General features: G+C 56.4%; 10 protein-coding genes and 1 pseudogene. 8 read left to right on the top strand and 3 right to left on the bottom strand.

Annotated features, from left to right (window positions below; translation table 11 throughout):
- Position 1: 1 nt before the first annotated feature.
- The 7 genes and pseudogenes from AQUI_RS26775 to istA form a co-directional block, all read left to right on the top strand.
- On the top strand, positions 2–1,243 hold the full coding sequence (locus AQUI_RS26775) for an MFS transporter (RefSeq protein WP_051371745.1): 1,242 nt from the start codon (positions 2–4) through the stop codon (positions 1,241–1,243).
- A 4-nt stretch (positions 1,244–1,247) separates the two neighbouring features.
- A complete protein-coding gene (locus tag AQUI_RS0101550) occupies positions 1,248–2,426 on the top strand; it encodes a trans-sulfuration enzyme family protein (protein WP_035919529.1) in 1,179 nt (392 codons plus the stop codon).
- A gap of 69 nt (positions 2,427–2,495) precedes the next feature.
- Complete coding sequence (locus AQUI_RS26770) at positions 2,496–3,902, top strand: pyridoxal phosphate-dependent decarboxylase family protein (protein ID WP_035919527.1); 1,407 nt, start codon at positions 2,496–2,498, stop codon at positions 3,900–3,902.
- Complete coding sequence (locus tag AQUI_RS0101540) at positions 3,899–4,615, top strand: 2OG-Fe(II) oxygenase (protein WP_027255955.1); 717 nt, start codon at positions 3,899–3,901, stop codon at positions 4,613–4,615. The genes AQUI_RS26770 and AQUI_RS0101540 overlap by 4 nt, the downstream gene beginning before the upstream one ends.
- A 104-nt stretch (positions 4,616–4,719) precedes the next feature.
- Positions 4,720–5,649, top strand: a complete 930-nt coding sequence (locus tag AQUI_RS0101535) for a DMT family transporter (RefSeq protein ID WP_027255954.1) — start codon at positions 4,720–4,722, stop codon at positions 5,647–5,649.
- A 39-nt stretch (positions 5,650–5,688) separates the two neighbouring features.
- Positions 5,689–6,291 carry a very short patch repair endonuclease gene (locus AQUI_RS26765; RefSeq protein WP_084294208.1) on the top strand — a complete coding sequence of 201 codons (603 nt, stop codon included), beginning with the start codon at positions 5,689–5,691 and terminating at the stop codon, positions 6,289–6,291.
- A 76-nt stretch (positions 6,292–6,367) separates the two neighbouring features.
- A pseudogene (gene istA / locus AQUI_RS32390) lies at positions 6,368–7,174 on the top strand (IS21 family transposase); the annotation flags it as partial.
- Positions 7,175–7,450: 276 nt separating this feature from the next.
- On the opposite strand, the gene AQUI_RS0101520 reads toward istA, so the two are convergent.
- The 3 genes from AQUI_RS0101520 to AQUI_RS0101510 all read right to left on the bottom strand — a co-directional run bounded on the left by AQUI_RS0101520 (position 7,451) and on the right by AQUI_RS0101510 (position 12,042).
- Complete coding sequence (locus AQUI_RS0101520) at positions 7,451–8,470, bottom strand: IS110 family RNA-guided transposase (protein ID WP_027255952.1); 1,020 nt, start codon at positions 8,468–8,470, stop codon at positions 7,451–7,453.
- Positions 8,471–8,619: 149 nt separating this feature from the next.
- Positions 8,620–8,985: a LysE family translocator gene (locus tag AQUI_RS26760; protein ID WP_084294206.1), complete on the bottom strand. Its 366-nt coding sequence runs from the start codon at positions 8,983–8,985 to the stop codon at positions 8,620–8,622.
- Between the two features lie 264 nt (positions 8,986–9,249).
- A complete protein-coding gene (locus AQUI_RS0101510) occupies positions 9,250–12,042 on the bottom strand; it encodes a bifunctional aconitate hydratase 2/2-methylisocitrate dehydratase (RefSeq protein ID WP_027255951.1) in 2,793 nt (930 codons plus the stop codon).
- 335 nt (positions 12,043–12,377) lie between these two features.
- Here AQUI_RS0101510 and AQUI_RS26755 point away from each other — a divergent pair, with 335 nt between their 5' ends.
- Entirely contained in the window at positions 12,378–13,067 is a 690-nt protein-coding gene (locus tag AQUI_RS26755; RefSeq protein ID WP_051371743.1) for a GntR family transcriptional regulator, read from the top strand.
- Positions 13,068–13,137: the final 70 nt, after the last annotated feature.

Raw genomic sequence — 13,137 nt, 5'->3', positions numbered from 1 at the left:
AATGGTCACACGCGACACCAAATATTTCCTGCTGCTGAATGTTGGCCACTTTCTGGATCACTATTTCATCTTGATCTTTGCAACGGTGGCCGCGCTCGCGCTGAGCGAAGGCTGGGGTCTGAGCTATTCCGAACTTCTGCCCTATGGAGCGCCGGGGTTCGCGGCGTTTGCGCTCTGCGCTTTACCAAGTGGCTGGCTTGCGGACAGGTGGAGCCGCGACGGCATGATGTGCATATTCTTCTTCGGCATCGGGTTGTCTTCAGTCCTGACCGGCTTTGCCCAAAACCCGTTTCAGCTTGGAGCCGGGCTCTTGCTGATGGGCGTGTTCGCCTCAATCTACCATCCGGTCGGGCTTGCCATCGTCACCGGACGTTGGCGAAAAACGGGCATGCGGCTGGCGGTGAACGGCGTCTGGGGAAACCTTGGTGTCGGGTCCGCGGCGCTCATCACGGGACTGCTCATTGACCTGGCAAGCTGGCGCGCTGCGTTCATTTTACCGGGCCTGATCGGGATCGCATTCGCCTATCCGTATTACATTGTTTCGCGGAATATTAGCCAAGACAGCCCGCCAGAAGACCAAGGCGTCACATCGCATCAGAACATTGCCTATGGCCCGAAATGGCGCGTGCTGTTGTGCGTCTACATGATCACTCTACTGGGCAACGTTATCTTCCAATCAACCACCGTCGCGTTGCCGGAAATATTCGATGAGAGGCTTACCGGTCTTGCAGATGATATCAGCGAAACCCTCTCCCTTTTGACATCGCAGTCAGCGACGATCATTGGCGTATTGGCATTCCTTGTGTTTGCGGCAGCCTCATTGGCACAGCTCGTTACCGGCTTCATGCTGGATAGCGTTGGGGCCAAGCCCACGATCCTACTGGTCATGGTCATCCAAATCTCAGCGTTTCTGATGATGCCAGGCTTGCAGAACCTTGCGGCCTTCGCGGTCTCCTTTGGGTTCATGCTTGGCGTGTTCGGTCAGGTTCCGATCAACGATTTCCTGATGGCAAAAACAGTATCAAACAAGGCACGGGCCCGCGCCTTTGGGTTGCGGGCAATGGTCAGCTTTCTGGCGCTGTCCACCGCCCTGCCGATGATCTCCGTCATCCATGTGAACTGGGGCTTTGATGGACTGTTCCATATCCTGGCGCTTTGCTCACTGACCATCCTCATAGGCAGTCAGATCTTCCTGAAATCACTACCACGTGAAGCGAGCGATCGCAGTATTTTCCAGAGATAAAGCCATGTCCAAAAAGACCACACAGCTTGTTCACCTTGGCCGTGCGTCGGCAGATGCCGCAAACGCGGTGAATCCGCCATTGGTCCGCGCTTCGACAACAATTTTTTCGACGCTGGCCGAATTCAAGAATTCCTACAAGGGCGTGACCTTTGAGACCCCACGCTATGGGCGATCCGGCACGAGCACCGTTTTTGAATTGCAAACCGCCATGGCCGCCTTATGCGAGACGGAGAGCTGCATTGCCACGTCGAGTGGGTTAAGTGCTGTTGCCGCAGTAATCGGCGCGCATTCCGCCCCCGGCAAGCGTATCCTGGTCCAGGATTGTGTTTACGGACCCACACGGGTTCTCGCAGAAAAGGAGCTGGACAAGCTTGGCAGCGAGGTTGTGTTCTTTGACACCTTAGATGCTCTCGAATCTCACCTCGACGAACGAACAGCGCTTGTATTTATCGAAGTTCCCGGTTCGTTGACGATGGATATGATTGATGTAGAGGCTGTTTGTAAGCTGGCCAAACACTACAGCGTGCCAGTGGCGTGTGACAGCAGCTGGGGCACACCGCTCTTCTTTGACGCGCACGGCCTTGGCATCAACATATCCATTCACGCCGCAACCAAGTACATCGGCGGGCATTCCGACATCATGCTGGGCCTGATTACAGGCTCATATGACGACCTGTCATCTACGCGAGACTGGTGCGCCCACTATGGCTCAACCGCCGCTCCGGATGTGTGTTGGCTCGGGCTTCGCGGGCTCAGGACACTCGACGTGCGTATGCGGCGCCATGAGGAGAACGCCCGCCACGTCGCGCAATGGTTACAGGGTCAACCCCAGATCAAGAAAATTCTCAACCCGGCCCTCGATGATGACCCAGGGCATGAGCTGTGGAAGCGGCAGTTTACGGGCGGAGCGGGGCCGTTCACGATCGAGCTTGTAGCGTGCAGCGAGGAAGAATTCGCCAAACTCATCGACAGCCTGTCGCTCTTTGGACTGGGAACCAGCTGGGGTGGGTTTGAAAGCCTCGTAATGCCAGCCATCCCTCATCACTTGCGCGCTTTGGATGTACTTCCCAATGAAGGGCGACTTTTACGCCTGCACATTGGCTTGGAGCATTCGGAAGATCTTTGTGCAGATATCGGAAAGGCGCTCGCGCACATATCCGCCACCCGACCGATGCAGAATTAGCATGTTTCGGGTCGTCTCAAGCCGGACCCTGAAGGCAAAATGGCAAAGAACTATTTAAGAGGTTTCACTATGACACAAGCGCTGGACCAAGCCGCAACACTCGCAAAAACCTGGCTGGAAGGATTGGATGAAAGAAAAGTCAATTCCACAGCCAGTCTTGAAACACTCCGTTCCAGGTTTTCTGGCCCATTGCCTGCAAATGGAGAAGAACCCGAAACCGTAGTGCAGACATTGGCAAGAGATATGCAGGACGGTTTGCTGGGGTCTGCGGGCGGAAGGTTTTTTGCCTGGGTCATCGGTGGTGGACTTGAGGCCGCGCTTGCCGCTGATTGGCTCGTCTCAACCTGGGATCAGAATGCAGCCCTTTATGCGTGCGGACCTGCTGCAGCGGTGGTTGAGGAGCAAGCCGGTATTTGGCTGAAAGAGTTGTTCGACCTGCCCCGTGACGCTTCTTTCGCGTTCACGACAGGATGCCAGTTGGCGCATATGACATCGCTCGCAGCGGCGCGACATGCCGTCCTTAAGGCAGATGGATGGGACGTCGAGGAAAATGGGCTGATCGGTGCGCCAGACCTCAAGGTTCTGGTGAATGACCAAAAGCATGGCTCTATCCGGCAAGCGGTGAACTTCTTGGGCTTGGGGCAAAGTTCTTTGGTTCAACTGAAGACTGACTCAATGGGAAGAGTGCTGACAAGTGAACTTGAACAGGCGCTTTCGGAACACAAAGGCCCGAAGATTTTAGTCTTGAACGCCGCCGATTTGAACATTGGTGCATTTGATGACTACAGGACCCTGATCCCTATGGCGAAAAATACTGGTGCGTGGGTGCATATTGATGGTGCTTTCGGCCTTTTCGCACGGACAAGTGCCAAATACTCCCATTTGGCTGACGGTCTTCAGCTGGCTGACAGCTGGGCGACCGATGGTCACAAGTGGCTGAACGTGCCGTTTGATTGCGGTGTCGCCATTATCCGAGACCAGGCCGCGCATAAGGCAGCTATGACCATCGCGGCCGACTATATTGCCCCGGCTGGAGCGGCGCGTGACCAGATCGACTGGAACCCGGAATGGTCCCGAAGGGCGCGCGGCGTTCCTGTCTACGCAGCTCTCAAGCAATTGGGCCGATCCGGCATCGAGGATATGATTGACCGCTGCTGTGCCCACTGCCAGGCGATTGTCCGGGGGATTGGAGCATTGGATAACGCCCATGTTGTGTTTGATCCGCAGTTGAATCAGGGACTGGTCAGGTTCGCCAGACCGGGTGACACCGGCGAGGAAGGCGACCTTTACACAAAGGAAATCATGTCCCGGATTAATGCGACAGGCGAGGCGTTCTTTTCGGATACGGTCTGGCAGGGCCGCCGCGCTATGCGCGTAAGCGTCGTGAACTGGCGGACAAATGAAAGCGATATCACCCGTGCTATCGAGGCCGCCCAGTGGGCCCTTCAGATGGACAAAGTGGAGTGTGTTAGTTGACCCTCATTCCCCTAACCGAACGAATTAACGCGATCGATGCAGGCAATTTGGAAGACCAATTGAATGCCTGGGGCTGTGCGACGGTAAGCAGTTTGCTAGCGCCAGAAGAATGTGACGCGGTGGCCAAGCTTTACGCAACCGATGCGCCATTTCGCAGCCATATCCGAATGGCACGGCACGGCTTCGGGAAAGGTGAATACAAGTACTTCGCATACCCGCTCCCCGAAACTGTCCTCGCGCTCCGGGAGGGGCTGTATCCGCTGCTGGCGCCAATCGCGAACGACTGGAACGAGCGGATGAAAATCGACACACGATTTCCGAACCGGCATGCGGACTACCTGAGCAGATGCCACGACTCGGGGCAGGTACGGCCGACGCCGCTGCTGCTGCAGTATTCGGAAGGCGACTACAACTGCCTTCATCAGGATGTCTATGGAGAACTGTTGTTTCCGCTTCAGGTTGCCGTCCTTCTCTCTGAGCCGCGCCGGGACTTCATCGGCGGTGAGTTCGTGCTGACGGAGCAGCGCCCTCGCATGCAAAGCCGGGCCGAGGTCCTGTCCCTGGCTCAGGGTGACGCCGTGGTCTTTGCCGTGCGCAACCGACCGGTGCGCGGGACCAAGAGCACCTATCGCGTAAACATGCGCCACGGTGTGAGCCGGCTGCACAGCGGTACACGGCACACGCTTGGCATCATATTCCATGACGCCGAGTAGACGACTAAACTAACGGGCATAACGGCAGGCGAAAGCGCAGGTTTCGGGTTGTTCGGAAACATAGCTATGGTTGAATGAGAACTAAGAAAATCAAAGGAAAAACCATGACTGGCAAATCCGTACCCACCCTCAATATGGTTTCCGGGTCGCTGCTGCTTGCACTGGCGGCTGTGTGGGGCGGATCGTTTTTCTTCGCTGAGATTGCCCTGAGGGAAGTTCCGCCTCTAACGGTCGCGCTGCATCGCATCTTCTGGGCGGTTCCGGCGCTGTACATGGTCGTCCTGTGGAAGGGTTTGAGGATCCCGAGGTCAGTGAAGGCCTGGCTCTGTTACCTGGTGATGGGCGCGCTGAACAACGCCATCCCCTTTTCCCTGATCTTCTGGGGGCAGGTGAGCATCGAAAGCGGCCTTGCCTCCATCCTGAACGGGACGACGGCCGTGTTCGGGGCAGTCGTTGCCGGCATCTTCCTGGTGGATGAGCCGCTGATCCCGCGCAAGATTGTCGGTGCCCTTTTCGGTGTGTTCGGTGTGGCCGCTATCATGGGCCTCGATGCATTGACGAACTTCGACCTGCGCAACCTGGCGCAGATCGCGATACTGGGCGCAGCACTGTCCTATGCATTCGCCGGTGTCTGGGGAAAGAAATTCCTTTCCGGGTACCCGCCGGTGATGAACGCTTTCGGTATGCTGGTAGGCAGCACAATCCTGATGGTGCCGGTCGCGTTCTACAGCGAGGGTCTCCCATCATTTGCGCTCTCTATGGAGGTCTGGGCCTCGCTCCTTGCTGTCTCGCTGCTGTCAACGGCGGTGGCCTACCTTCTCTATTTCGAGATCCTCGTTCGGGCGGGTTCGGCCAACCTGATGCTGGTCACCCTGCTGATCCCACCGATCGCCGTCGGCCTGAGCTACTCGTTCCTTGGCGAGAGGCTGGGCACGGAGGCGCTCTGGGGGTTCGGCCTGATCGCTATCGGCCTGATCATCACCGACGGTCGAGTGCTGGCGATGCTTCTCGGAAAGCGCAGAGCCAGGCCGTAGCGCCCCGCGCCATTCCCTCATTAAACGGAGGCCAACCCAATGTGTGCCGACCGCGTATCGACTGCCGTCCGCAGCAAGATCATGGCGAGCATCAAGGGCAAGGACACCAAACCCGAGCTTGCGATCCGCTCAAGCCTGCACAGGCGAGGGCTGCGCTTTCGCCTTCACCGCCGGGACTTGCCCGGCAAGCCGGACCTAGTTTTCCCAAAACACCGTGCGGTTCTCTTCGTTCACGGCTGTTTCTGGCATGGCCACGACTGTCACCTGTTCAGCATGCCCAGGTCCCGGCGGGACTTCTGGCAACAGAAGATCACCCGCAACCGCGAGCGCGATGCGAAACAGAGGGCTGCCCTTATCGAGAGTGGATGGCGGATTGCGACCGTCTGGGAGTGCGCTTTGATGGGCCGATCACGAATGCAACCCGACGAGATTGGCGAAAGCTGCACCGCCTGGCTGAAGTCTGAAACTGCGGAACTGGATTTGCGTGGCTTACTGGCTGAGTCAATATCGACAGAAAAAAATGAACGTTGGAAACTGACCGTCTCATTCGAAAGTACCGCAGACGAGAAGCAAAACCCGACGAATTCGTCCCAGATTTTTTTAACAACAGACATTCGTGCGACGTGCAGCAATCGTTACTAATGGGCTCAGTGAGTGATTTCGCCGCTCGTTGTATAAAGGTCCGCTTCGCTAAACGTACTATCCTGCCCCCTACCGGAAACGACCCCATATACGCCTCAGCCATAGCCGGATGCCGTTTGTCCGGGCTTACCCCCGCGAGACGCAAGAGATGGTTTTTGACGCCCACGATAAGGCTTTCGCCTTCTTCGGCGGGGCCTGTGCCCGAGGTATCTACGATAATATGAAGACGGCTGTGGATGCGATCTTTGTCGGCAAGGATCGCGCCTACAATCGTCGGTTCCAGCAGATGTGCGGACATTACCTGGTCGATCCGGTCGCCTGTACGCCCGCGTCGGGCTGGGAGAAAGGCCAGGTTGAGAACCAGGTCGGCGTGCTCCGGCGGAGGTTCTTCGTGCCGCGTCCGAAGTTCAAATCCTATGCCGAGTTGAACGCGTGGCTGGAAGACCGATGCCTGGCCTATGCGAAGGCGAACAACCGCCTCAGCTGGTATGAGATCACCATGCGCATCCAGGCGCGTTTGAGCCGACAAGCCCAGCTATTGCAGACCATTCCGGGTGTCGGGCCTGTCACAGCATCTGCCGTGGCCGCGACAATCGGATCAGGCAGGCAGTTCAGAAGTGGACGCGAGTTTGCGGCTTGGTTGGGGCTTACCCCGCGCAACCGTTCGAGCGGCGGAAAGGAGCGGTTGGGTAAGATCACCAAGATGGGCGACCGATACCTAAGGCAGCTCATCGTCGTAGGTATGACATCGCGCGTGAGACAAGTTGCCAACCATCCTGAGCGAGCCGATCCATGGCTAGCCTGCTCTTCTCCCTGTCCTACGCGGCGGTCATCCAGCCTGCTTCAGCAGCGAAAGGAGGGTTTGTCCCGCCTTTGTTCCTGAAATGCTGCACTGTTCACGAATGGCTTCTGCGGATGGCTCCTGCATTGCAAGAGTTTATTGTGACTTCAACGGTGGTCTGTCAGTACAGTCGTCTGTCCAGCCTGTTTGCGCAGCATTTTCAAAATACTGCTGGCCCTGATGTGTTCCGCAAGCGAGGTTCCAATCGGGTTAACGAACTCTAAGGTTCACGCCATTCGCCGGAGTGTCCTGGCTCTTGGTTGACTTGTTCCGCGTCATCACTTCTTTCGTCTTGCATCTCGTGGCGGCGCTGCCGCGTTATGCGACGGGCTGCCGGTAGTTCTGTTTTTTTGTCAGAATTGCCCAGATAACCCGCGCTGACTTGTTGGCCATCGCAATGGTCGCTAGCCGGAATGGTTTTTGTACGAGGATATTAGCGGTCCACCGGTCGGCGCGCTCGGGATGGGTTTTCGCTTGCAAGGCGCGCGACGTCATACCAACGACCAGCAACTTGCGGAGGTACCTGTCGCCCATTTTCGTGATCTTGCCGAGCTTCTGTTTGCCACCGCTGGACTTGTTGCGCGGGGTCAAGCCCAGCCATGCAGCAAGATCCCGACCAGTTCTGAACTGGTGCCCGTCGCCAATTGTCGCGACCATGGCTGACGCTGTAATTGGCCCGACACCCGGTATGCGCGTCAGGCGGCGGCAGTTTGCGTCAAGCAACGCATGTCGTTTGATGAGCTGGGTGTATCCGTCGATCCGCGCATTGAGCCCCAGCAGCTGATAGCACAGCGTTCCCAGAATACCGTTGGCTAACTCGGGCATGTCCAATTGATCCCCATCCATATGGCTTTGCGAAAAGCGGTTCACGGCTTCTACGCCTGTCGGCAGCACATGCCCAAATTCTCGCAGGATGCTACGGATCGTGTTTACAACCTGAGTTCTCTGCCGGACCACGAGGTCGCGGGTGCGATGCACGGTAAGGAATGCCTGTTGGTCCTTCGACTTTATCTCAACAAACCGCATTGATGGCCGCCGGACTGCTTCGCAGATCGCCTCAGCATCAACCGCATCGGTCTTGCCGCGCTTCACATAAGGTTTGACATAGAACGCTGGCATCAGGCGGACATCGTGCCCGAGCTTGCGCAGCTCACGGCCCCAGTAATGTGCCGATCCGCACGCTTCCATGCCAACGGTGCAGCGCGGCAGGGTTTCGAAAAATGTCAGCAGCTTCGCCCGCCTAATTGTCTTCTTGAAAATCACGCGTCCATTCTCGGAAATTCCGTGAACCTGAAACACATCCTTGGCCAAATCCAGGCCGACTGTTTTAACTGTCATAGGGTGGCTCCTCTCCTGGCAGGCCATGACAACTGCATTATGGCGCATTGCGACGCCGGGGGAGCAGGAGCCATCCACTCCATCCGGTTTGGGGAAGCTGCATTGCCGCAAGCGGAAGTACGATGGATGACCGCAAAGGGCCGCTCCCGTCAGCTCTGCAAAATGAGCTTGGCTGCCAATCCGAGGAACACTATGCCTGCGATACGCTGCTTTGCGCATTGGATCCGGTGCGAGGTGGATACTTTCTGCCCCGCCAGCCTTGATGCCCACGCCAAGCCTTCGAACACCATCAGCGTCATCACGGTCATGGTTGCACAGAGCATCAGCATTTGTGTTCCAATTCCCCCTTGGGACGGGTCCGCAAGCTGAGGCGAGAAGGCGAGCATGAAGATCGACACCTTAGGATTTGAAAGGTTCATCAAGAGGCCCCGGCCAATCAAACGGTCAGCTGCCCTTGGGGCATCCGGCGAATTTCCAGCCTTGGCCGCTCCACTACGAAATGCGTTCCAGGCCAGATAAACGAGATCCGCACCTCACCCGGCTCGCGCCTATACCGAGCAAGTTGCATATGGAAATGAAGAGTTGCGCCGGTCTTGGGCTGACGCCCTGCTGAAGTCGGGTCTGCCTGAGTGACGATTTTGATGCAGACGGCCGGCCTGACTGCAGCTCAGGTGCCGAGCTCATGGGTTTGAGACGTTCTCGTCCGGGAGGTCCAAGATCAATCATGCGCAGCTATTCAAACTGCCCCACTAAAATGGGGCAGTTTTTTGTCTGGTGTTTCAGAAGTGGGCTGACCGTGTACCAGCAGGCTTCTCCAAGGGGGGGGCAAATTTTGTCAGGTCAATGCCTTTCACCGCAGCCTTGTATTCTTCAATTGCAGGAGTTCTGCCAAGGATTGCTGAAAGAACAACAACCGGAGTTGAAGCAAGCAAAGACTCACCTTTCTTCTCGGCGGTGTCTTCCACAACGCGGCCCTGGAACAGGCGAGTTGAGGTGGCAAGCACTGTATCGCCTTTTTCGGCCTTCTCCTGGTTGCCCATGCAGAGATTGCAGCCTGGACGCTCCAGATAGAGGATGTTCTCGTATTCTGTACGCGCCTGGCTCTTGGGCATGAAGTCGTCGAATTCAAAGCCCGAATAGCGCTGAAGGATCTCCCAGTCGCCCTCGGCCTTCATCTCGTTGATAATGTTGTAGGTCGGAGCAGCAACCACCAGCGGTGCATTGAACTCGACTTTGCCGTTGGCTTCTTCCAGGTTCTTCAGCATCTGGGCGACGATCTTCATGTCGCCCTTGTGCACCATGCAGGAACCTACAAAGCCCAGATCCACCTTCTTGTCCGCTTTGTAGAACGAGATCGGGCGGATGGTGTCGTGGGTGTAGCGCTTGGAGACATCGGCGTTGTTGACGTCCGGGTCGGCGATCATCGGCTCAACGATCTCGTCCAGATCAACAATCACCTCAGCATAGTACTTGGCGTTGGCATCCGGGGTCAGCGCCGGTTTCTCGCCCGAGCGGATGTCGGCAATGCGCTTGTCTGCCTTGTCGATCAGGCCCTGCAGGGTTCCGGCCTTATTCTCCATTCCCTTGTCGATCATGATCTGAATACGGCCCTTGGCCAGCTCCAGCGAGCCGATCAGGGTTTCATCGTTGGAGATGCAGATTGAGGCCTTTGCCTTCATTTCTGCGGTCCAATCGGTGAAGGTAAAGGCCTGATCCGCAAGCAAAGTGCCGATGTGCACTTCGATGATGCGGCCCTGGAAGACATTGTCGCCGTGCTGTTTCAGCATCTGCGCCTGGGTTGCATGCACAACGTCGCGGAAATCCATGTAGTCGGCCATTTGGCCCTTGAAGGTCACCTTGACCGATTCCGGGATCGGCATCGAGGCCTCACCGGTAGCCAGTGCCAGCGCCACGGTGCCAGAGTCGGCGCCAAAAGCGACGCCTTTGGACATGCGGGTGTGGCTGTCGCCGCCGATGATGATGTCCCAGTCATCCACGGTGATGTCATTCAGCACCTTGTGGATCACGTCGGTCATGGCGTGGTATTTTTCCTTGGGATCACGGGCGGTGATCAGGCCAAAGCCATTCATAAAGGACATCAGCTTGGGGATATTGGCCTGCGCCTTGAGATCCCAAACCGAGGCAGTGTGGCAGCCGGACTGATACGCACCATCCACCGAAGGTGAGATCACAGTGGCCGCCATGGCTTCCAGCTCTTGGCTCGTCATCAGACCGGTTGTGTCCTGTGAGCCCACGATGTTGACTTTGACCCGCACGTCAGAGCCAGCGTGCAGAGTCTTGCCGGGCGTGGTGCCACGCGCGTTCTTGTTGAAAATCTTCTCAACCGCCGTCAGGCCCTGGCCTTTGTGGCTGACTTCCTTGGAGGGCGCAAAGGCCGATTTCAGCTCAACACTCAGGGCCTCGCAGGCAAATGTCTGCAGTTTCTTACCAAAGACGATGGCATAAGAGCCGCCGGCCTTCATGAACTCCATCTTTTGCGGGGTAAAGGCGCCGGCCACATCGACCAGTTCTTCGGACCCATCTTCGCTATAGAGCTTCTTGGTCTTGCTGTTGATGGTCAGAACAGTTCCGGTCTCAACCGAGTATTTCTGTTCCAGGACGGGGTTGCCATCGTTGTTGAGGATGGTGTTGCCATCCTCATCCACCTTTTTGACCCAGTTCTTTAGGTCCAGGCCGATGCCGCCGGTCACACCCACGGTGGTCAGGAAGATTGGCGAGATACCGTTGGTTCCGGCAACAACCGGTGCGTAGTTCACGAAAGGGACAAAAGGAGAGGCCTGCTTGCCGGTCCAAAGCGCGACGTTGTTGACGCCGGACATACGGGAAGAGCCCACACCCATGGTGCCTTTTTCCGCGATCAGCATTACCCGCTTGTCGGGGTGCTGCAGCTTCAGCGCCTCAATTTCTTGTTGCGCCTTTTCAGACATCATGCACTTGCCATGCAGTTCCCGGTCCGAACGCGAGTGCGCCTGGTTGCCAGGGGACAAGAGGTCAGTGGAGATATCGCCTTCACCGGCGATATAGGTCACCACTTTAATTTCTTCGTCGAGCTCGGGCAGCTTGGTGAAGAATTCCGCCTTGGCGTAGCTTTTGAGGATATCCTTAGCCACGTCATTGCCCGCCTTGAAGGCGTCATCCAGACGGTCGGTGTCGGCCTCATAGAGGAAGACCTGCGACTTCAGCACTTCTGCGGCCTGGCATGCAATACCCAGATCGTCGCCGAGGGCCAGATCCAGCAGCACCTCGACCGAGGGGCCACCCTTCATGTGAGACAAGAGCTCGAAGGCAAAGCCGGCACAGATTTCTGCGACGGCTTCCTTGCCGAGAATGATCTCTTTCAAGAAGGCTGCTTTGGCACCTGCAGCACTCGTGGTGCCTGGCAGAGTATTGTAGATGAAGAACTTCAGCGAGTCTTCGCGGTGTTCGTTACCGTTCTCTTTGATCTGAGCGATCAGCTCTTTCACAAGCTCAGCCCCATCAATGGGCTTGGGGTTCAACCCCTGCTCTTTACGAGTGGCGATCTCACTTAGGTAGTCGGTGTACAAGCTCATGATGAATCCAACGGTTAGGTGCTAGCGAAAGTTCAAGCGCTGGTGTTCAGACACCTCTGTCTGGCTCACGCTCAAGCATATTGTATGCGGAGGTATACCAAATGATCTTGGGTTGCAAGATATCTGATGTCAGCACCATTTTGACATCCAATATGTGCCAAGTCGCGTTTCCTCAGCCCTCACCTTATGCGGTGATGAAGGGGGAGGTATCGACCATAACCATTTGTTTGAAAGAGAAAAGTTTCTCCCCCTGAATTGCTGAGAATGCAAAAGTTGACAGACAGTATCCAATTGCATACTCCCGAGTGTTGCAAGAGTAACATAGGGCTGCATTGATGGAAAACGGACATCACCAAGCTGACAACCGGCATAGTAACGTGGCCTATGTGACTCTCTTTCATGAAATTCGTGCAGGGCGATTGGGGCCGGGTGACCGCCTAAGGGAAATCGAGCTGGCGGATCGCTTGGGCGTCAGCCGTACACCCGTACGCGAAGCCATCCGCCAGCTCGAAGCTGATGGCCTTGTAGTCCACTTGCCGCGCCAAGGTGCCGCGATCAGGTATTTGGACTATGCAGAAATCATTGAGCTTTATGAGATGCGCACTGTGCTTGAAGGAACTGTCGCCCGGCTTGCTGCGCGCGCCGCTTCAGATGTCGAGATCAACGAATTATCCGTCATCAATTTCGAACTCAGCAAGGCAACCAGTGATGAGGGCGCTTTAGAGCTTAATCGTCTGTTTCACTCCGCCTTATTGGACGCTGCTAAGAACCGCTTCTTGCACAGTTCAATGAGAATACTCCAAAATTCTCTGATGATCCTTGGTCCAGCCGCATCGGTTGAAAGCGACCGTTTTGATAGAGCTATTGCAGAGCATCAGACCATTATCGAAGCCCTTCAAGCCCGTGATGGTGACAGAGCTGAGGTTTGTATGCGCGCCCATATCGAAGCGGGACAAGCCGCCCGCCTCCGCACTCTTCACAACGCTGCCTATCCTGGAGAGCCTGATCTGCCTGATCCGGTTTGACTTTTTTGCATGCCCGAGCAGTTTCGTAGCGCTCTGAGCGGGTGACTTGAGTTCTACAACCTCAAAAATG

Source organism: Leisingera aquimarina DSM 24565 (assembly GCF_000473165.1).
GTDB lineage: Bacteria > Pseudomonadota > Alphaproteobacteria > Rhodobacterales > Rhodobacteraceae > Leisingera > Leisingera aquimarina.
This window is presented reverse-complemented; position numbering and strand designations above follow the sequence as displayed.

What these genes read in the sequence shown, in the direction of transcription:
- AQUI_RS26775 (WP_051371745.1), top strand. Translation starts at nt 2, where the DNA reads ATGGTCACACGCGACACCAAATATTTCCTGCTGCTGAATGTTGGCCAC.
- AQUI_RS0101550 (WP_035919529.1), top strand. Translation starts at nt 1,248, where the DNA reads ATGTCCAAAAAGACCACACAGCTTGTTCACCTTGGCCGTGCGTCGGCA.
- AQUI_RS26770 (WP_035919527.1), top strand. Translation starts at nt 2,496, where the DNA reads ATGACACAAGCGCTGGACCAAGCCGCAACACTCGCAAAAACCTGGCTG.
- AQUI_RS0101535 (WP_027255954.1), top strand. Translation starts at nt 4,720, where the DNA reads ATGACTGGCAAATCCGTACCCACCCTCAATATGGTTTCCGGGTCGCTG.
- AQUI_RS26765 (WP_084294208.1), top strand. Translation starts at nt 5,689, where the DNA reads ATGTGTGCCGACCGCGTATCGACTGCCGTCCGCAGCAAGATCATGGCG.
- AQUI_RS0101520 (WP_027255952.1), bottom strand. Translation starts at nt 8,470, where the DNA reads ATGACAGTTAAAACAGTCGGCCTGGATTTGGCCAAGGATGTGTTTCAG.
- AQUI_RS0101510 (WP_027255951.1), bottom strand. Translation starts at nt 12,042, where the DNA reads ATGAGCTTGTACACCGACTACCTAAGTGAGATCGCCACTCGTAAAGAG.
- AQUI_RS26755 (WP_051371743.1), top strand. Translation starts at nt 12,378, where the DNA reads ATGGAAAACGGACATCACCAAGCTGACAACCGGCATAGTAACGTGGCC.